At 75.8% G+C, this 20259-nt stretch carries 15 protein-coding genes; 9 read left to right on the forward strand and 6 right to left on the reverse strand.

Features of this window, described 5'->3' with window-relative positions:
- Positions 1-2: 2 nt before the first annotated feature.
- Positions 3-1241 (reverse strand): CDP-glycerol glycerophosphotransferase family protein, encoded by a 1239-nt coding sequence (locus CELGI_RS05565; protein WP_041574118.1) that lies wholly within the window; start codon positions 1239-1241, stop codon positions 3-5.
- A gap of 182 nt (positions 1242-1423) precedes the next feature.
- Here CELGI_RS05565 and CELGI_RS05570 point away from each other — a divergent pair, with 182 nt between their 5' ends.
- From CELGI_RS05570 to CELGI_RS05585, 4 genes are read left to right on the forward strand one after another with little or no spacing between them, the layout of a single operon-like run.
- On the forward strand, positions 1424-2182 hold the full coding sequence (locus tag CELGI_RS05570) for a CDP-alcohol phosphatidyltransferase family protein (RefSeq protein WP_245528179.1): 759 nt from the start codon (positions 1424-1426) through the stop codon (positions 2180-2182).
- Positions 2179-3084: a glycosyltransferase family 2 protein gene (locus CELGI_RS05575; RefSeq protein ID WP_013883136.1), complete on the forward strand. Its 906-nt coding sequence runs from the start codon at positions 2179-2181 to the stop codon at positions 3082-3084. The genes CELGI_RS05570 and CELGI_RS05575 overlap by 4 nt, the downstream gene beginning before the upstream one ends.
- A gap of 24 nt (positions 3085-3108) precedes the next feature.
- Positions 3109-4164 (forward strand): SGNH hydrolase domain-containing protein, encoded by a 1056-nt coding sequence (locus tag CELGI_RS05580; protein WP_013883137.1) that lies wholly within the window; start codon positions 3109-3111, stop codon positions 4162-4164.
- A 10-nt stretch (positions 4165-4174) separates the two neighbouring features.
- Complete coding sequence (locus tag CELGI_RS05585) at positions 4175-5221, forward strand: glycosyltransferase family 2 protein (protein WP_013883138.1); 1047 nt, start codon at positions 4175-4177, stop codon at positions 5219-5221.
- Between the two features lie 63 nt (positions 5222-5284).
- Here CELGI_RS05585 and CELGI_RS05590 read toward each other — a convergent pair whose 3' ends face one another.
- The 5 genes from CELGI_RS05590 to CELGI_RS05610 form a co-directional block, all read right to left on the reverse strand.
- Positions 5285-6391, reverse strand: coding sequence for a glycosyltransferase family 4 protein (locus CELGI_RS05590; RefSeq protein WP_013883139.1), 1107 nt, complete (start codon positions 6389-6391; stop codon positions 5285-5287).
- A 3-nt stretch (positions 6392-6394) separates the two neighbouring features.
- Complete coding sequence (locus tag CELGI_RS05595) at positions 6395-7264, reverse strand: ABC transporter ATP-binding protein (RefSeq protein WP_013883140.1); 870 nt, start codon at positions 7262-7264, stop codon at positions 6395-6397.
- Entirely contained in the window at positions 7251-8120 is an 870-nt protein-coding gene (locus CELGI_RS05600) for an ABC transporter permease (RefSeq protein WP_013883141.1), read from the reverse strand. Before CELGI_RS05600 ends, CELGI_RS05595 begins: the two co-directional genes overlap by 14 nt.
- A gap of 29 nt (positions 8121-8149) precedes the next feature.
- Positions 8150-9409: a nucleotide sugar dehydrogenase gene (locus CELGI_RS05605; RefSeq protein WP_013883142.1), complete on the reverse strand. Its 1260-nt coding sequence runs from the start codon at positions 9407-9409 to the stop codon at positions 8150-8152.
- 83 nt (positions 9410-9492) lie between these two features.
- Positions 9493-11337 (reverse strand): glycosyltransferase, encoded by a 1845-nt coding sequence (locus CELGI_RS05610; protein WP_169315135.1) that lies wholly within the window; start codon positions 11335-11337, stop codon positions 9493-9495.
- Positions 11338-11485: 148 nt separating this feature from the next.
- Here CELGI_RS05610 and wecB point away from each other — a divergent pair, with 148 nt between their 5' ends.
- The 5 genes from wecB (at position 11486) to CELGI_RS05635 (ending at position 20130) form a co-directional block, all read left to right on the forward strand.
- Positions 11486-12574, forward strand: coding sequence for a non-hydrolyzing UDP-N-acetylglucosamine 2-epimerase (gene wecB / locus CELGI_RS05615; RefSeq protein WP_013883144.1), 1089 nt, complete (start codon positions 11486-11488; stop codon positions 12572-12574).
- On the forward strand, positions 12571-14238 hold the full coding sequence (locus CELGI_RS17535; protein WP_013883145.1) for a glycosyltransferase family 2 protein: 1668 nt from the start codon (positions 12571-12573) through the stop codon (positions 14236-14238). Before wecB ends, CELGI_RS17535 begins: the two co-directional genes overlap by 4 nt.
- Before the next feature lie 38 nt (positions 14239-14276).
- Entirely contained in the window at positions 14277-16391 is a 2115-nt protein-coding gene (locus tag CELGI_RS05625; RefSeq protein ID WP_013883146.1) for an acyltransferase family protein, read from the forward strand.
- Positions 16392-18017 (forward strand): glycosyltransferase family A protein, encoded by a 1626-nt coding sequence (locus CELGI_RS16355; protein WP_013883147.1) that lies wholly within the window; start codon positions 16392-16394, stop codon positions 18015-18017. It abuts the gene before it with no gap.
- A gap of 88 nt (positions 18018-18105) precedes the next feature.
- On the forward strand, positions 18106-20130 hold the full coding sequence (locus CELGI_RS05635; protein ID WP_150104673.1) for a glycosyltransferase family 4 protein: 2025 nt from the start codon (positions 18106-18108) through the stop codon (positions 20128-20130).
- Positions 20131-20259: the final 129 nt, after the last annotated feature.

Consider the following 20259-nt stretch of genomic DNA (forward strand, 5'->3'; position numbering starts at 1 on the left):
CGTCAGGCCGGCCCGTCCCCCGAGCCGAGGGCCGCCGCGCGCTCGTCGCGCTGCGCGACGAGCGCCGTGACGGCGTCGAGGAACCGGGTCAGCGATGCACCCGGAGCCATGTCGCCGTAGTGGTGCGCCACGAGGCGCGCCCGGACCGCGGCCGCCTGCGGTGCGGCGGCGTCCGCGAGGCGCCCGAGGACGAGGTGCGCGTCGGCGGCCGCCAGGAGCGGCAGCGCACCGGGCAGGCCCGCGGGGTCGACGATCGCCTCGGGTGCGGCGGGGCGCGTGAGGACCAGCGGCTTGCCGGTCGCGAGCCAGTCGTACGCGACCGCGGAGATGTCCGTCACGCACGCGTCGCACGCGGCCAGGTGCCACCCGAACGACGTGCGCGTGTCCCACAGGTGCCCGGCCCCCGGGTCACGACGGGCCGCCGATCGCACGCGTCGCCTCAGCTGCCGCAGCGCGGTGCGCGTCGCGGGGTCGGACGTGCCCGAGCGCGGGTGGGGCCGGACCACCACGCGCACCGTCGGGTCCGCGAGCAGCGCGTCGAGCAGCGCGGGTCCGTGCGAGGCGAGCGACCCGTATGCCATCGACGGGCGGTCGCCCTCCCACGTGGGGGCGTACAGCACCGTGCGTCGCGTGGTGGGCGCCAGCCCCGGCCCGGGCGGGGGCGCGTCCACCTGGGGCCGGCCGATCGGCACCGTGCGGGCCGCGACGTCGTACTCCGCGAGCGCCGCGAGCCGCACGCGGGCCGCGTCACCCGCGACGAGCACGCGGTCGTAGGCCTTGGCCTGGTTCGAGGCCATGTAGTCCTTGTCGCTCTCGCCGTGCGAGACGAACACGTGCGCGGGGTCGCGGTACCGCAGCACCGAGAAGTTGCGGACGTTCTGGTTGACGTAGAGCACCACGCGCACGGGGTGGTCGGTGAGCAGCTCCTCGACCTGGGCGACCGACCGCGCGAGGCGCACGGGCAGTCCCGACTCGGCGGCGACGGTGCGCGCGGTCGTGCCCTGCCGCACCAGCAGCACCACCGGCAGGCGGGCGTGCAGCGCCTGCAGCGGGCTGTACCACTGGCGCAGCTGGTAGAGGTTGACCGGCGCGTCGGGGAAGTGGACGGCCACGCGGAACGTCCCCGCTAGGACGGCCGGGCGCAGCGCCTGCTCGCGCTCGAACGCGCGACGCGCGACCGCACCCCGCGCGCGGCCCACCGCGAGCCGCGCGAGCGAGACGACCGCGCGCACGGCTCCCATCGGCACTGTCCCTCCCGGCTCCTGCGGCGCAGGCGCGCCGGGGGCACGCTAGCAAGGTCCGCACGTGGTGCGGACTACCCTGCCGGGACGGGTCGCAGCGCCGGGTCGGGTGGCGGCACGGTGCGGTCAGGTGGCCGTCAGGAGGCGGCTGGGAGGCGGACACGATGCGGGGTGCGGCACGGGTGCCGACGGTCGACGCGCTGCGTCCGATCGTCCAGCCGCCCGCCGTGCGGAGCCGACGTGCCGAGCACTGGACCGCGCACGTGTACCTGCGCCGCGTCTCGCCGCACCTGACCCGCCGCCTCCTGCTGTGGGGTGCGGACGCCGACACGGTCACGTGGCTCATGGTCGCGGCCGGTGTCCTGGCGGGTCCCGCGCTGCTGCTGCCCGGCCTGGCGGGCGCGCTGCTGGCCGTGGGGCTGGGCCAGCTGCAGATGCTGCTGGACTGCTGCGACGGCGAGGTCGCGCGGTACCGCGGCACCGCGAGCGCACGCGGCGTCTTCCTCGACAAGATCGGTCACTACGGTGCGGAGACGTCGATCGCGCTCGCGCTCGGCGTCCGGGCCGCGTGGCACGACGACGCGTCGTGGGCGGTCACGTGCGGTGCGCTGCTCGCGCTCGGCGTGGTCGCGAACCGTGCCGTGAACGACATGGTGCACGCGTCCCGCGCGGTCGCCGGGCTGGCCCCCGTCACGCCCGACGTCAGCCACCGGCCCGCCGCTCGCGGGTGGTCGGGGGCGTGGTCCGCGGCGCGCCTGCTGCCCGCGCACCGGCTCCTGCACTCGGTCGAGCTCACGCTGCTCGCGCTCGTCGCCGCTCTGGTGACGACCGCGGCGGGGGTCCCGGCCACCGCCTGGCTCGTCGGTGCCGCCGCGCCCGTGGTCGCGTTCGTCGTCGTGGGGCACGTCGCGGCGGTCCTGACGTCGCGCCGCCTGCGGTGACGCCGCCCCCCGGGCAGGGCAGCGCGCACGGCGGGCCGCTGCCCGCGGTCGCGGTCGTGGTGCTGACCCAGGGGCGCCGGCCCGCGAGCCTGGCCGCCGCGCTCGAGTCGGTGCTGGCGCAGCGGGGCGTGCACGTGGACGTCGTCGTGGTGGGGAACGGCTGGGAGCCGCACGGGCTGCCCCCGCGCGTGCGCACGCTCGCGCTGCCCGCCAACCGTGGCATCCCGGGCGGGCGCAACGCGGGCGTCGACCAGGTCCGTGGCGACGTGCTGTTCTTCCTCGACGACGACGCGCGCCTGCCCGCGCCGGACGTGGTCGCGCGCCTCGTCGCGCGGCTCGGCACGGGCGACGTGGGGCTGGTCCAGCCGCGCGTGCTCGACCCGGACGGCAGGCCCGCGCCACGCCGCTGGGTGCCCCGCATCCGCAAGGCCCACCCCGGGCGGCCCGGTCCGGTGTTCTCGGTCTGGGAGGGCGCGGTCGCGGTCCGCCGCGACGTGTTCGAGGCCGCCGGGCGGTGGCCGCACGCGTTCTTCTACGCGCACGAGGGCATCGAGCTCGCGTGGCGCGTCTGGGAGACCGGGCACGTCGTCTGGTACGCCGGGGACGTCGTCGTGCACCACCGCGCGCACGAGCAGGAGGCGCGGCACCCGTACCACCACCGCCTCAACGCACGGAACCGCGTGTGGCTCGCGCGGCGCAACCTGCCGGCCGTGCTGCGTCCCGTGTACGTCGGCTCGTGGACGCTCGTGCAGGTCCTGCGCACGTGGCGCCGGCCCGCGGTGCTGCGCGCGTGGTTCGCCGGCTGGTGGGAGGGCTGGCGGAGCACGCCGCCGGCGCTGCGTCCCATGCGCTGGTCCACGGTCGCGCGCATGACGCGGCACGGACGCCCCCCGGTGATCTGACGCACGGGCATTTACCATCGACCGATGTCCTCCCGCTCCGCCCTCCTGGCTCTCCTGTGCGTGAGCGTCGCCGCGCTCGCCGCGTGCACGTCCGAGCCGGGCGACCTGGCCGAACCGACGCCCTCGGGCGTCGCGCGTGCCGCAGAGCCGGCGCCGACCCGCGTGGACGCGACGCCGAGCCCGGCCCCCAGCCCCGAGCCGACCGCACCCTCCGTCGAGGACGTCCTCGCGGCGCTCGCGCCGTCGCTGGGACCCAGCGTCGCCGTGGACACCTACGTGCCGGACCCCGCGCACGCGCGCGACTCCTACCCCGTGCACTACGACCAGAAGTGCCACCAGGACATCGACGGCGACTCGCCGTGGCGCTGCACGTTCGGCGACGAGGACTCGGCCACGCAGATCCTGCTGGTCGGCGACTCGCACGCGGCGCACTGGTCCTCGGGCCTCGCGCAGGCGGCGACCGACGAGGGCTGGCAGCTGCAGGTCTCGTCGAAGACCGCGTGCCCCGTGCTCGACCAGCTGGTCTGGATCCGGGCGCGGGACGGCGCCTACGAGAGCTGCCTCGCGTGGGGCGAGGCCGTGGTCGAGCGCATCCTGGCCGACCCGCCGGACCTCGTCGTGACGTCGCTCAGCGGCGAGTACGACGTGGTGACCGACGGCGTCAAGGTGCCCGCGGGTGACGAGGCCGACGCGGCGCTCCGGTCGGCGCTCGAGCGCACGTGGGGACGCCTGCGGGATGCGGGCGTGCCGCTCGTGGTCGTCCAGGACACGCCGTGGCTCGCGCAGGAGCTCGGTGACTGCCTCGAGGACCACCTGACGGACCCGGCGGCGTGCGACAGCCCCGCCGACGAGGCGCTCGCGGCCTCGGGCCAGGCGAACATCGCCGCGGCCGCGCAGGAGACGGGCACGCCCGTGATCGACCTGACGCCGTGGCTGTGCACCGACGAGATCTGCCCCGCGGTGGTCGACGGCATGCTCGTCATGCGCGACGAGCACCACGTGACGGCCGAGTACTCGCGCAGCCTCGCACCCGTGCTGGGCGCCGCGATCGAGGCCGTCCTGGCTGCCGACCTGGGATAGCATCCGGCCGGTGATCCCCGAGCCCGCGCCCGCCGTGCCCGACCAGGGCGAGGCCGCCCTGCCGCCCGTCAGCGTGATCATGCCGGTGCGGGACGAGGAGCCGTACCTCGCGGACTCCGTGCACCGCATCCTCGACGACGGCTACGCGGGCGAGATCGAGATCGTGCTGGCCGTCGGGCCCTCGCAGGACCGCACCGCGCAGATCGCCGACGAGCTCGCCGCGCGCGACCCGCGCGTCGTCGTCGTCGAGAACCCCACCGGACGGACGCCCGCGGGCCTGAACGCCGCCATCCGCGCGTCGCGGCACGCGATCCTCGTGCGCGTCGACGGGCACGGCTTCCTGCCGCCCCGCTACATCGAGACCGCGGTCGACGCGCTCGCTCGCACGGGCGCGGCCAACGTCGGGGGCGTGATGGTGCCCGAGGGCCGCACGCCGTTCGAGCAGGCGGTCGCGCGCGCCATGAGCAGCCGCGTGGGGATCGGCGGCGCACCGTTCCACGTCGGGGGCCAGGCCGGACCCACGCAGAGCGTGTACCTGGGCGTGTTCCGGCGCGACGTGCTCGAGGAGCTCGGCGGGTTCGACGAGCACTTCACGCGCGCGCAGGACTGGGAGCTCAACCACCGCATCCGCGCCGCGGGCCACACCGTGTGGTTCGAGCCGGGCATGCGCGTGGCGTACCGGCCGCGCTCGGGCCTGCGCGCGCTGGTCACGCAGTTCCGCGGCTCGGGTCGCTGGCGGCGCGAGGTCGTGCGGACCTACCCCGAGACCGCGTCGATGCGGTACCTCGCCGCGCCCGTCGCGGTCGTCGGCCTCGCGGGCGGCACGCTCGCGGGCGTGGCAGGCCTCGTGGGCGGGCCGGCGTGGCTGCGGCTCGGGTTCGCGGCGCCGGTCGGCTACGCCGCGATCCTCGCGGCCGCCACGGTGGTCGAGGGCAAGGGCCTGGCGCCGCGCGCCCGCGCGTGGTTCCCCGGCGTCGTCGCGACCATGCACCTGGCGTGGGGTGCGGGCTTCCTCGCGGGTGTCCGCGCCGAGCACGCCGACCGCGCGCCTCGCTGACCGCGCGCCCCGCTGACCGCGTGCCTCGCTGACCGCCCCGCGCGGGCAGCCCGGGCAGCGGACTCAGGACCGCGCGGCCCAGCCCTCGAGCGTCGCGACGAAGCGGCGGCCGTCGGCGGCCCAGTCCAGCTCGGCCAGCGCCGCGGCGCGCCCGGACGTGGCCATCCGCGCGCGCAGCTCGTCGTCCTCGACCAGGCGCCGCACGGCGTCGGCCACCGCCGACGCGTCGTCGAACGGCACCAGGACGCCGGCCTGCGTGCGCTCGACGAGCTCGCGCGACGCGGGGTTGGGCGTGCTGATCACGGCGACGCCGTGCGCCATGTACTCCATGAGCTTGGTCGGACGCGAGTGCGCGTAGTTCGGCTCGGCGCGCAGCAGCGAGAGCCCGGCCAGCGCACCGTCCAGGCGGTGCAGCGCCTCGTCGTTCGGGACGAACCCGCGCCACACCAGCGCGCCGTCGCCGCGCGCGGCCTCGAGCGCGGTCCGCAGGTCGTCGTCGGCGGGTCCGATGACCTCGAGCACGACGTCGCGGGGGAGCAGCGGCGCCAGGTCGAGCAGCACGCGGGCACCGCGCGCGTACGTCACGCGACCCAGGTAGACCACGCGCAGGCGTCCCGACTCGTCGCGCTGGGTGGTCGTCGTGACGTGGTCGGGCACGACGACCGAGTTGGGCACCACGGGGTGCGGGCGCGCGAACCGCTCGGCGTAGGCGTGCTCGGCGAGCAGCAGCCGCACGTGCTTCTCGGCCCACGTCTCGAGCACCCGGACCCCGGCGCGCGCGATCCGGCGCAGCAGGCGGGGGACCCACGCACGCATGCCGACCGCAGCGGCGGTGTCCTCGTGCACGTCCCACACGACGACCGTGCGGCGCAGCGTGGCCGAGCGCATGACGGCCAGCAGGAGCTCGGGGTCGTGCAGCAGGACCACGTCGTGCGAGCCCGCGAGGCCGGCGAGCGTGCGCCGCGCGGCGAGCACCGCGCGGAGCCGGTGGCGGCCCGTGGCGCGCGCGAGGTCGACCGCCCGTACGCCGTCGGGCGCCGTGCGCCCGTACGCCGTGAACGGTGCGGCGTACGTGACCTCGTGGCCCGCGGCGAGCAGCGCCTCGATCTGACGGAACCTGATCCGGGCGTCCTGCGGGTCGTGGACGACGGTGCACACCAGGACGCGCACGCGCTACCTCTTGAGCGACTTGGCGTAGGCGGCGACGACCTCGTCCGACGGACCGTCCATGATGATCTCGCCCTGCTCGATCCACAGCGCTCGGTCGCACATCTGCGTGATCGCCTTGTTCGAGTGGCTCACCAGGAACACCGTGCCGGCGTGGTCCTTGACCTCGCGGATCTTCTCGCTGCTGCGTGCGCGGAACTCGGCGTCACCGGTCGCGAGCGCCTCGTCGATCATGAGCACGTCGGGGATCGCCGCGGTCGAGATGGCGAACCGCAGGCGCGCGGCCATGCCCGAGGAGTACGCCTTCATCGGCATGTAGACGAACTCGCCGATGCCGGCGAACTCGACGATGTCGTCGAACCGCTCGCGCACCTGCTGCGGCGTCAGGCCCAGTGCGAGCCCGCCGAGCATGATGTTCCGCTCGCCCGTGAGCGAGCTCATGAGCGCCGCGTTGACGCCCAGCAGCGAGCTGGTCCCGCCCACGTACACGGCACCCTGGCTCGGCGGGATGAGGCCCGCGATGGCGCGCAGCAGCGTGCTCTTGCCGGCGCCGTTGCGCCCGACGATCCCGATCGACTCGCCCGTGTGCGCGACGAACGACACCCCGCGCACCGCGTGCACCTCGGTGGCCCCGACGTGCTGGCCGCCGCGGTTCAGCAGGCGCCGCACGCGCCCGGGCGCCGGCCCGTCCGTGACGGCCTGCCGCTTGCCCGCACCCACGATGCGGTACCGGATGTGCAGGTCGTCGACGATGAGCGACGGTGGGCCGAGGGGCGACTCGTGCGCTTCTGACCCGGGTGCGGCGCCCTCGGGCACGTCGGTGGCGTCGGCCTCGAAGTCGATCTCCTCGAACCGGCGGGGGTCAGTCCCGGCCATAGCGTTCCTCCGCCCGCCAGAACATGATGAAGCCGACCACGCTGAACAGCACGGCCCAGCCGGCGCCCAACCACCACAGGTGGGCCTGCAGGGGTGTCTCCACGAGCACGCACGAGCGGACGATGTCGATGTACAGCGCGACGGGTTGGTAGGCCAGCACGAGCGACGCGAGCGAGTCGGTCGCGTAGTAGTCGATCGAGTAGAACACGCCCGAGAAGTAGCGCAGCAGTCGCGTGCCGACGGGGATCAGGTTGCGCACGTCGCGTGCGGTCGCCACGATGCGCGCGGTGATGAGCGCGCAGCCCGCGTTGAACAGCGTGATCATCGCGACGGCCGGGACCAGCAGGAGCCACGTCCACGTGATCGGCTCACCCGACAGCGCGATGATCAGCAGCATCACGACGATCGTCGGGATCAGGTTGATGAGCTCGGCGACCGCGATGGACAGTGGCAGCAGCGCGCGCGGGAAGTGCAGCGCGCGCACCAGCGACAGGTTGCCCGTGATCGCGCTCGCACCGGAGGAGATCGCCGTGGAGATGAAGCTGAAGATGAAGATGCCGGTGGTGAGGAACGCGACGTAGTTCTGGGTGCCGCCCCGCGTGGTCAGCAGCACGCCGAACACCAGGTAGTACGTGCCCGCGAGCAGCAGCGGGTTGAGGATCGACCAGACCTGGCCCAGGTAGTTGTCGGTGTTGCGCGTGTACGCGCGGCCCGAGGCGAGCGTCCACAGGAAGTGCCGCCGCTGCCAGATGTCCCGGACGTACGGGATCAGCGCGGGCCGGGCGCCGATGCGCTCGAGCCCGTAACGCTCGGCGAGCGCGGCGGCGTCCAGCTCGTCGTCCGGCGGCCCGGACACGGGCGCACCCGAGCCCGGGTGTCGCGACCTCACAGGCGGTGCGCGCGGGGGTCGGTCGTCGCGCCCTTGGTGTCCAGCAGCCGCTGCGCGGCGCCGACGATCGCGTCGACGTCGTACGCGCGGTGGTTCTGCACGAGGATCACCAGGTCGGCGTCGGCCACCGCGGCGTCCAGGTCCGCCTCGCGCTCGAGCACGCGGCCGTCGACGCGCCACTGCTCGACCGCGGGGTCGTGGAAGCGCACGTCGGCGCCGAGCGTCGTGAGCTGCTTGGCGAGCGGCACGGCGGGCGACTCGCGCTGGTCGGCGATGTCGGGCTTGTACGTCACACCCAGCAGCAGCACGCGCGAGCCCTTGATGGCGCGGCCCGCGTCGTTGAGCAGGTCCTGCGCGCGGCGCGCGACGTACGCGGGCATCGTCGAGTTGATCTCCTGCGCCAGCTCGACGAACCGGAACGGGTAGCCCAGCCGGCTGCGCACGCGGTAGCTCAGGTAGTTCGGGTCGATCGGGATGCAGTGCCCGCCGACGCCCGGACCGGGGTAGAACGCCTGGAAGCCGAACGGCTTGGTCTTCGCGAGGTCGATGACGTCCCACAGGTCGACGCCGAGCTCGTGGCAGAACCGCGCCATCTCGTTGACCAGCGCGATGTTGATGTGCCGGTACGTGTTCTCGAGCAGCTTGGCCATCTCGGCCTCGCGCGTGCCCTTCGCGGGCACCACCTGGTCGACGAACCGCCCGTAGAACTCGGCCGCACGCGCCGTCGAGGTCTCGTCGATGCCGCCGACGACCTTGGGCGTGTTCTTCATGCCGTACACCGCGTTGCCCGGGTCGATGCGCTCGGGGGAGAACGCCAGGAAGAAGTCGGTGCCCGCCACGAGCCCGCTCTCGGCGAGCATCGGCAGCAGGACCTCCTCGGTGGTGCCCGGGTACGTCGTGGACTCGAGGACCACGAGCGCGCCCGCCCGCATCGCGGGCGTGACGGTGCGGGTCGCGGACAGCACGGCACCCAGGTCGGGTCCGCCGTCCTCGGCCAGCGGCGTGGGCACGCAGATGACGTACGTCGCGGCGCCGACGATCTGCTCGGGGTCGGTCGTGGCGCGGAAGCCGCTCGTGAGCATCTCCGCGATGTCGTCGTCCGAGAGGTCGTCGACGTGCGAGCGACCCGCGTTCAGGCCGTCGACGACAGCGGTGCTGACATCGAAGCCGACGACGGAGAGACCTGACCGCGCGGCCTCCTGCGCGAGCGGGAGGCCCACGTAGCCGAGCCCGATGATGACGACGTCGATGGACACAGACGAGACTCCCAGGTCGGGGATGGACCGCGCGGAAGCATATCGCGCGTGAGGTGGGCATCCTCTGCGATGCGGGGCGCCCGTTACAAACCGGTGTACAGCGCGCGGTACTGCTCGGCGGCGCGGCGCCACGTGCGCTCGGCCAGGATCCAGGCCCGGCCCGCGGAGCCCGCGTCGTGCCGCGCGACCGGGTCGGTGACGAACGTCTCGAGCGCCGTCGCGAGTGCGGCGGGGTCGTCGGCCGCGGCGAGCGCACCCCACGCCGGCGTCACGAGCTCGCGCAGCGCGGGCAGGTCGCTCGCCACCACGGGTCGTGCGCTCGCGAGCGCCTCGAGCGGCTTGATCGGCGTGACCGCGGCGGTCACGGGCAGGTCCCGGCGCGGGACCGCGAACACGTCGATCGCGCGGTGCCACGCGGGCACCTGGGCGAACGGCACCCGCCCGGGCAGGTGCGCCGCGTCACCCAGGGCGCGGGCCGCACGCGCGCGCACGCCCGCCAGAGCGGGACCCGAGCCGACGACGAGCAGGCGCACGGGCAGGCCCCGGGCCCGCAGCAGCGCGACCGCATCCACCAGGACGTCGACGCCCTCGTAGTCGTTGACGGTCGTGACGGTGCCGACCACGACGTCACCGTCCGGGATGCCGAGCCGGGCGCGCACGTCCGTGGGGTCGGCGAGCGGACCGGTGAACCGGTCGTCGACCGCGTTCGCCACGACGTGCACGTGGGCCGCGGGCACGCCACGCGCGACGATCGCGTCCCGCATGCCCTGCGAGATCGTCACGACGCGGTCGGCGGCGAGCATGACCTCGGTCTCGCGCTCGCGTGCGCCGCGGTACAGGTCGGCGGCCGGGTCGCCGCCGCGGCTGCGCCACGTCTCCTCGAGGAACCCGCGCACCTCGTAGACGACCGGGAGGTCGAGGCGTGCGGCGACGCGCAGCGCGACGTCCGCGTTGACGAACTTGCTGTGCGCGTGCAGCACGTCGGGTGCCAGCGCGCGCGCGAGCGCGGTCGTCGCGGCGACGTCGTGCGCGAGCCGGTCGTCGGCGCGCCGGGGGAGCGGGCGGGCCGTCAGCAGCCGGTGGTAGCCGACGCCGTCGCGCACGACCGTGCGCGGCGCCCCCAGGCTGCCCGCCGTGACCGGGAACCCCAGACGTGTGCCCACGTGCACGTCGAGCCCGAGCGCGTGCTGGGCCGCGGCCAGGCCGTGCGTGCGGGTCGTGTAGCCGGCCTGCACCTCGGGCAGCGCGTTCGTCACCTGGTGCAGCACGCGCGCGGGTGCGCGGCCGGACGGGACGTGCGTGCGTCCGGGCAGCCGGCCGGGGGTGAGCACCGCCACCTCGCCCTGCAGGTCCGCGCGCAGACGTCGCTCCGCGGGCCCGCGCGCGTCGGCGAGCGCGGCCACCGCGCGCGTCAGGTGGCCCTCCTCGGCCGCGACGAGCGCCTCGGCGCGCCTGCGTCCCGGAGCCGTCCCGGGTACGGCGTCGAGCGCCGCGCGGGCGAGCGCCCCGCGGTGCAGCGCGACGGCCGCGATCGCGGCCGCAGACGCACGGCGCGGCGCGCGCGTGGCGGCGAGTGCGCGCAGCGTCGCGTCGGCCGCGTCGGAACGACCGTCCGCACCCAGCGCGAGCGCTCCGGCCACCGTCCGGGTGCGCCCCAGCGTGTCGGCGAGTGCGCGCCGCACCGGAGCGGGCAGCGCGCGCAGCGCGCGCGTCGCCGCGACGACCGGGTGGCGACCGAGGTGTCCGCGCGCGACGCTCGCGGCCGGCAGCGCGTCGCGGACCAGGGCGCGTGCACGGCGTCCGACGGCCCCGCCGCGCGGCGCCGTGACGCGTGGGACGTCGTCGTCGCGCCGCACGGCCGTGGCCCGGTCCGACGCGCTCGCGGGACCGCTGGAGGGGGCGCCGCCGGGGGCGCTGTCGGGTGACACGGCCCCCGAGTCTGGCATGATGCGACGTGCTCCGGGCGCGTCCGCTCCCGTGCGCGGCCCGTCCCGCGCGGGGCACGGCCGGCGCCCGTCGGGCGCCGACGCGGAGCCCGAAGCGACCCGTCCCGCCCCTCGAGGAGCTCGCCCCCGGATGTCTGACGCCGTCCTGCACATCACCGGTGCCCGTCCCAACTTCCCCAAGGCGGCACCCGTCGTCGCCGCCCTCGGGGGGCGTGGCGTCGAGCAGGTGCTCGTCCACACGGGTCAGCACTACGACGACCGCATGTCGGAGGTGTTCTTCCGCGAGCTGCGGCTGCCCCGGCCGGACATCAACCTGGGCGTCGGCTCGGGCACGCAGGCGGGTCAGACCGCGGCGATCATGGTCGCGCTCGAGGAGGTCATGCTCGAGCGCCGGCCCGCGATGGTCGTGGTGTACGGCGACGTGAACTCGACCGTCGCCGCGGCGCTCGTGGCCGCCAAGCTCATGATCCCCGTCGCGCACGTCGAGGCGGGTCTGCGCAGCTTCGACCCCTCGATGCCCGAGGAGGTCAACCGCGTCGTCACGGACCGGCTCTCGGACGTGCTGCTCGCCACCAGCCCGGACGCGATCGCGCACCTCGCGCACGAGGGCGTGCCCGCCGACCGCATCCACCTGGTCGGCAACCCGATGATCGACACGCTCCTGTCCGCGCGCGACCGGTTCACGCCCGACGCGGCGGCCACGCTCGGCCTGCCCGACGAGCCGTACGCGGTCGGCACGCTGCACCGCCCGGGCAACGTCGACGACCCCGCGGACGTCGCGGCGCTCGTGGCGGCGGTGCACGCCGTCGCCGACCAGGTGCGCGTGGTGCTCCCGCTGCACCCGCGCGGCCGCGGCCGGCTCGAGGCCGCGGGGCTGCTCGACCACCCCGGCGTCTCGGTCACAGACCCGCTGGGGTACCTCGACTTCATGGGGCTCGTGGACGGTGCGCGCCTGGTCGTGACGGACTCGGGCGGCGTGCAGGAGGAGACGACCGTGCTCGGGGTGCCGTGCCTCACGCTGCGTCCCAACACCGAGCGTCCCGTCACGATCACGCATGGCACCAACCGGCTGGTGACCCGCGAGGGCCTGGCCGACGAGGTGGCGGCCGCGCTCGCGGCCGGCCGCCCGCAGACGTGGTCCGTGCCCCCGCTGTGGGACGGGCACGCGGGCGAGCGCATCGCCGACGTCCTGGTCGCCGAGCTGCGGGCGCGCGGGTGACCGACGCCGCCCGCGGCGGTGCGCGCACCCTCGCCCCGGCCCGGCCGGCGCGACGGTGGCTCGCCGCCGCCGCGCGCGTCGCGGGTGAGCAGCGCGCGGGCCGCGACGTCGCCGTGCCCGGACCCGACGTCCGGCGCGGCGGTCCGCCGCGCCCGGAGGTCGTCGTGGTGGTCGCGTCCGACCGGCTCGCGGACCTGCTGGAGCCCGAGTGGGCGCAGCGCCGGGCGGCCGCGCAGGACGCCACGGTGCTGGGCACGCACCTGTCCGGGGCCGACGCCCTGGTGCTCGAGTGGTCCGGCGGGCCGGGCTCGGCGCACGACGTCACCGCCGACGAGGCGGCCGCCGTGCTCGCCGCGGCCCGGGCGCTGCGCGTCCCCGCGCTCGTCTGGGACACCGTCCGCGCGGCCGGTGACCGCCCGCTCGCCCCGGCGGGTGCGACCGTCGTCGGCGCCGACGACGCCGCACGCGTCGCGGCGTACGGCGCACGGGGCGACGCGACGGTCGAGCTCGGCAGCACGTTCTCCGCGCGCCGGGACGGCGCCCGCGTGCGGCTGCGCCCCGGCGCCGCGCACCGGCACGAGGGCGCGCAGGCCGAGGCGGACGCCGCGCTGGTCGCGGCGCTCGACGCTCACCATGCGGCCCGTCCGCGTCCGAGCGACGGACGCACGTGGCGCGCGACCGTGCTCACGGGTGACGCGTCGCGCGACGTCGTCACGCCCGGGCTGCTGCGCAGCGCCGCGGCCGGGAGCGTCGTCGTCACGACGAGCGCCGCGGTCGCCGGACGCGTGCCGGGCGTCCTCGCGGTCGACGGCGCGGACGACGCGCGCTGGACGCTCGCGGCGCTCGACCGGCACGCCGAGCTGCGGGACCGTCATGCGCACCGCGCCCGCCGGGCGGCGCTCGCGGGGTGGAGCGCGACGGTGCGCGCGGGCCAGCTGCTGGACGCCGCCGGTCTCGGGGCCACGACGGTGCCGTCGGTGTCGGCGGTGGTCGCGACCATGCGGCCCGACCGGCTCGACGACGTGCTCGACGCGATCGCGCGTCAGCGGCACCCCGCGGTCGAGCTCGTGCTGGTGACGCACGGCTTCGAGGTCGGTCGCGAGGACCTCGCGGCGCGCGCGGCCGCGCGGGGCCTCGAGCACGTGCGTGCGGTGGCCGCGGACGCCTCCCTGACGCTCGGGGCGTGCATGAACCTCGGTGTGGACGCGGCCGACGGCACGTACGTCGCGAAGATGGACGACGACAACTACTACGGGCAGCACTATCTCGCCGACCTGGTCGCGACGTTCGGGTGCACCGCGGCCCAGGTGGTCGGCAAGTGGGCGCACCTGACCTACCTCGAGTCGACGCGTGCCGCGCTGCTGCGGTTCCCGGCCGTCGAGCACCGCTACACGCGCCTGGTCCAGGGCGGGACGATCGTCGTCGAGCGCGAGCTCGCGCGCGCCGTGCGGTTCGAGGACCTGCCGCGCCGCGTGGACACGACGTTCCTCGACAAGGTGCGCGACCGCGGGGGACGCGTGTACGCCGCCGACCGGTTCGGGTTCGTGTCGGTCCGCACGGCGCGCACGGCCGAGCACACGTGGCGCGTCACGGACGCCGAGCTGCTCGCCAAGCCGTCGCGGCTGCTGTTCTACGGCGAGCCCTGGGAGTACGCGGATGTGTGACGCGATGGTCGAGGCAGCACGGGTGACCGAGGAGCGACGTGGCCGGAACTGACACGGTGCTGGCGCAGCACACGCCGACGCGCGGCCGCCAGGGTGCGGGCTTCCGGCCCGACATCGAGGGTCTGCGCGCGATCGCGGTCGGCCTGGTGCTCGTCTACCACGCGGGCGTCGACCAGCTCTCGGGCGGGTTCGTCGGCGTGGACATCTTCTTCGTGCTGTCGGGCTTCCTGATCACGGGCCTGCTGGTGCGCGAGCTCGAACGCTCCGGCCGGGTCTCGCTGTCCCGCTTCTACGCGCGCCGCGCCAAGCGGCTGCTGCCGGCGACCGCGCTCACCCTCATCGCCAGCGCGCTGCTGACCTGGGCCTTCATCCCCGTGACGCAGTGGCGCGCGTTCGGCGGGGACATCGTCTCGGCCGCGCTGTACGTCGTGAACTGGCGGCTGGCGGACCGGTCCGTCGACTACCTGGCCGAGGGCACGGGCGCCTCGCCCGTGCAGCACTTCTGGTCGCTCGCGGTCGAGGAGCAGTACTACATCGTCTGGCCGCTGCTGCTGGTGCTCGTGGGCCTCGTCGTGCGCCGGACGCGCCTGCGGGTCCGGCCGACCATGGCGGTCGCGCTCGCGCTCATCGTGGTGCCGTCGCTCGTGTGGTCGGTGCACCTGACCTCGACGCAGCCCGCGGTCGCGTTCTTCGTCACGACCACGCGCCTGTGGGAGCTGGGGATCGGGGCCGCGGTCGCGATCGGCGCCGCGTGGTGGGTGCGGGTGCCCGCACGTGTCGCGGCGCTGGCCGGCTGGGCCGGTCTCGCGGCGATCCTGGCGAGCGCGCTCCTGTTCTCCTCGGCCACGCCGTGGCCGGGGTCCGCCGCGCTCGTGCCGACGCTCGGCACCGCGGCGGTGATCGTCGCGGGGTTCCGCGCGGCCGGCCCGGCGCGGCTGCTGGCCCTGCGTCCGCTGGTCTGGATCGGCGGCATGTCCTACTCGCTGTACCTGTGGCACTGGCCGCTCGTGGTGGCGGCGACGTTCGCCGCGGGTGGCGAGCTGGGCGCCAAGGTCGGGCTGCTGGTCACGGCGGCGTCGGTCGTGCCCGCGTGGCTCTCGCTCCGGCTGGTCGAGAACCCCGTGCGGTTCTCGACCTGGGTCGCGGCCAAGGCGCGGCGCGCCCTGACCGTGGGCCTGGCGTGCACCCTCGTCGGCGTGCTCGCGGGCGTGGCGCTCCTGCTCGCGGTGCCGCAGGGGCCGCCGCCTCCGCCCGACACGCGCCCCGAGGACCCGCGCACGCTCGTCGGCGCCGAGGTGATCCAGGACGGCGGGCCGCAGGCGGGGGCACCGCGGGACACCGTGCGGTTCATGACGCCCGCACCGACCGACGCGGTCGACGACGTCCCCGAGGCGTACGACCGCGAGTGCCAGGTCGACTCCGACGGGTCGGAGCCGCGCGCATGCGCGTGGGGCGACCCCGACGGCACGCTCGACGTCGCCGTCGTGGGCGACTCGAAGATGCTGCAGTGGACGTCGGCGCTCGACGAGATCGGCCGGTCCGAGGGCTGGCGCGTGACCACGTGGACCAAGTCCGCGTGCGCGTTCGCCGACGTGGTCCAGACGCAGGGCGGCAAGCCGTACGAGTCGTGCGTGGCCTGGAACGACGCCGTGCTCGCCGAGCTCACGGCCGCTCCGCCCGACGTGCTCGTCACGTCCCAGCGTGCGACGAGCGCGATGCCTCCGGACGGCGGCGACTCCTCGAGCGAGGCGATGTCCGCGGGCATCGAGCGCCGGTGGCAGGAGGTCGCCGCGCTCGGGACGCGCGTGGTCGTGCTGCTCGACAACCCGGCGCCGCCGGACGAGGTGTACGAGTGCGTGGCCGAGCACCTCGAGACGCTCACGGCCTGCGCGTTCGACCGCGACGACGCGGTGCGCTCGAGCGCGGCGTCCGAGCAGCTCGCGGCGGCGACCGCGCTGGGCGACGCGGTCGGCGTCGTCGACATGACGCCATGGGTATGCCCGACCACACGCTGCGCCCCGGTGATCGGGGACGTGCTGGTCTACCGGCAGGGCTCGCACCTCACCGACACCTACGTGCGCTCGACCGTCGCGATGCTCCGCAGCGAGCTGATCGACGCGATCGGCGCGACCGCCCCCACCGAGGAGAGCTGAGTGGTCAACGCACGACTGCGCCGCGTCGCCGAGCGACTGCGTCCGAACCCCGCGAGCGGTCCCGCACCCGTGGCCACCCCGGCCGATCCCGGCCCGGCGACGCCCGCCGTCCGCCCCGCCCCCGCGTGCGCGTCCGTGCGCGCGTGGGTCGTCGCGGGGGACCGCACGGCCACCGGTCTGGCTGGCCAGTGGACGCAGGAGCGCGTGAGCGCGGACGTCCCGGCGGGTGACCTCCCGCAGGTCGTGGTCGTCGAGCTCGTCGACGGGCGGCCGGCGGGCTGGACCGGCGACGACGAGGCGTTCGCGGCGTTCGTCGCGCACGTGGTCTCCGGCGGCGTCCCGGTGCTCGTCTGGGCGACGTCGGGCGGCCCGGGCGCCGCGGCCTGGCTCGACGTGGCGAGCCAGGTGCTCGTGGCCGACGAGTCCCAGGTGGCGTCGTGGGCGCCGCGCGCCGTGCAGGTCCTGCCGCTCGCCGCGGCCTGGTCGGCCCGCGCCGGTGGGCCGCGCGGGGAGCGCGCGCTGGTCGTCGCGCCCGCGGGCCTGGTGGGCCGCAAGGATCTCGCGCCGGTGGCGACCGACCGCGCGGAACCCGGTGCCACAGCGGCGCAGACGCTGACCCGGTACGCGGCCGTGGTCCTCGACGCGACCGCGCCCGACGCGGCGCACCTGATCCTCGACGCGGCCGGGGCCGGGGTCACGCCGTACTGCGTGGGCCCGCTGCCCGCGGGGCTGCCGCCCACGGTCGCCGCGCGCGTCGTGGTGGTCGAGCAGGACGTGCGCGACGCGCGGCACTCGGTGCGCGCACGGGCCGCGCAGCCCGAGCTGCGCGACCGTGACGCGGTGCTGCTGCGCCGCGCGAGCGCGGGGCACGGGTTCGACGACCGCGCGCTCGCGCTCGCGTCCGCCGCGGGTCTCGACCTGCCGCACCGCGGACGGACCGTGTCCGCGGTGGTCCCGACGAACCGGCCCGACCAGCTCGAGCACGTCCTGGTGCAGCTCGCGGCGCAGCGGGACGTGGACGTCGAGCTCGTCCTGGTGCTGCACGGCATCACGGGCCGGACGGCCGAGCTCGAGGGGCGCGCACGTGAGCTGGGCCTGCGTCTGGTGGTCGTCGAGGCGCCCGCCGAGGCCACGCTGGGGCGGTGCATGAACCTGGGCGTCGACGCCGCGAGCGGCGACCTGGTCGCCAAGATGGACGACGACAACCACTACGGCCCGCACTACCTGGCGGACCTGGCGCAGGCGCTGCGCTCGAGCGGCGCGGGCCTGGCGGGCAAGTGGGCGCACTACGTGTGGCTGCGCTCCACGGACGCCGTGGTGCTGCGGTACCCGGACCACGAGAACACGTTCGGCACGCGCGTGCAGGGCGGCTCGATGCTGTTCGAGGGCGACGTGGTCCGTGACCTGCGGTTCGGCGACCACCTGCCGCGCGCGGTCGACACCGACATCCTCGACCGGGCCGCCGCGGCCGGCGTGCCCATCTTCTCGGCGGACAGGTTCGGGTACGTCAGCGTGCGCGGCACCGACCGCATGGGCCACACCTGGACGGTCACCGACGAGACGTTCCTGACCGCGGCGGGCAGGCTGGAGTTCTTCGGCGACCCCCGCACGCACGTCGACGTGTGAGGGTCGGGCCCGCCGCCCACCCCCTTCGACGACCCCGACGGGCGCGTGCGCCCCGACGACCAGCCGTACCCGACGAGAGAGCGACACCGTGGCACCCCAGCTGAGACGACAGGCCGAGCTCATGGCACGACGCGTGCTCGCCCGCATGCCCGCGGGCGTGGGCCCGACGCGCGTGCAGGACGCGGTGGACCGCGTGCACAGCGGACGCGTCCGCGCGCAGCTGCGCGCCGGACGGATCCCGGCCGTGAAGGGCCTGGGGCCGCAGGCCGCGCTCGTCGAGCAGCTCGGCGACGCGGGACGCCGGGCCGAGCAGCTGACCGCGCTCGACCGCCTGCTGGCCGCCCCGGCCTCGAGGGTCGCGGCGCGGCGCGAGCGCGTCGCCGAGCTGCTGGTCGAGGCGGGCGACCTCGAGCGCGCGCGGGCCTACGCCGACCGGCAGACCGCGTCGCGGCGGGCCGAGGCCGACCGTGCGGTCCAGGTGCTCGCGCGCGTGGCCGCCTGGCCCGCCGACGACGCGGCGCGCCAGGAGGAGCTGCTCGCCGACCTGCGCGGGGGACCCGACGCGCCGCAGCTGTTGACGAGCGTGCTCGTCGCGGTGGACCGGCCGGACCTGCTCGCGTCCGAGCTCGCCGCGCTCGCGCACCGCACCGACCTGCGCTGGCCCAGCGCGCACACGCTCGCGCAGTCCGCGACGCACCAGATGTCGGACGGGCACCTCGCGGCGGCGCTGAGCCTCGCGGACCTCGCGGTGCGCGCCGGTGCGTCCGGCGGCGGGCTGACGCGCGTGCGCGTCGAGGCCGGTGACCGGCTCGCGCAGCTGGACCAGCCCTGGCGTGCACCCGAGCGGGCCGCGGTCCCGAGCGTCGAGACCCGTCCCGACGCGCTGCTCGCGGTGCTCTCGCAGTCGCTGCCGCTGCGGTCGGGCGGGTACGCGACACGGTCTCACGGCATCCTCACGGGTCTGGCCGGCCAGGGCTGGCACATCGAGGCGCTGACGCGGCTGGGCTTCCCGTACGACCGCTGGCCCGCGTCGGACACCCGGACGGTGCCGACGGTCGACGTCGTCGACGGCATCCCGTACCACCGTGCGCTCGACGACCGGCGCCGCTACCCGCAGCACCCGTTCGCGACGTACACCGAGCAGCAGGCGGCGCACGTGACGCGTGCGATCGAGCGCCACCGGCCCGCGCTCGTGCAGGCCTCGTCGTTCTACTCGGCGGGCGCGGGCGCGGCCGTCGCAGCCCGGCGCGCGGGCCTGCCGTTCGTCTACGAGATGCGTGGGCTCGGCGACCTCATGGTCACCGCGAACCGGCCGCAGCTGCACGGCACGCAGGGCTGGCGCTACCTGGTCGAGATGGAGACCGCGGTGTGCCTCGCGGCCGATGGCGTGCTCACGCTCACCGGTGCGCTGCGCGAGGAGATGATCCGGCGCGGTGTGCCGGCCGAGCGCATCGGGGTGCTGCCGAACGGCGTGCACGCCGACCAGTTCGCGCCGCTCGAGCGGGACACCGAGCTCGCCGCGGAGCTGGGTGTCACGGACAAGGTCGTGCTCGGCTACGCGGGCACGCTCGTCGAGTACGAGGGGCTGGACCTGCTGCTCGGGGCGCTCGCCCGGATGCGGCGCCGCTCGGACGTCGCGCTCGTGATCGTGGGCGACGGGCCGGCCGAGGCCGCGCTGCGCACGCTGTCGTCGAGCCTCGGGCTCGACGACCAGGTGACGTTCGTCGGCCGCGTCCCGCACACGCAGGTGCCGCGCTACCTCTCGCTGACCGACATCGCGCCGTTCCCGCGCCTGCCGCTCGACGTGTGCCGCCTGATCTCGCCCATGAAGCCGTTCGAGTCGATGGCCATGGGCCGGGCCGTGGTGTCCTCCGACGTCGCGGCGCTCGCCGAGATCGTCGACGACGGGCGCACGGGCCGCACGTTCACCGCGGGGGACGCGGGTGCGCTCGCGGACGTGCTCGACGAGCTCGTCGACGACGCCGCGCAGCGCGACCGGCTCGGCGCGGCCGCACGCGAGTGGGTGCGCGTCGAGCGGGACTGGTCGGTGCTCGCGGCCGGTGCGGACCGTGCCTACCGCGCGGTGCTCGCGGGGGAGCCGCTCGCGCCGTGACGCGAGGCGCCCGACCGGTCGATCTCACACGTGTCCAGGGCCGTTCGGGCGCGGGATGCCCGGTCGGGTCCACTATCGTCGGCACCGATCCCGACGTGCGCCGCTGCCGCGCGCATGCGCGTCGTGCCC

Origin of the sequence: Cellulomonas gilvus ATCC 13127 (genome assembly GCF_000218545.1) — a bacterium.
In the GTDB taxonomy this organism is placed as follows: domain Bacteria; phylum Actinomycetota; class Actinomycetes; order Actinomycetales; family Cellulomonadaceae; genus Cellulomonas; species Cellulomonas gilvus.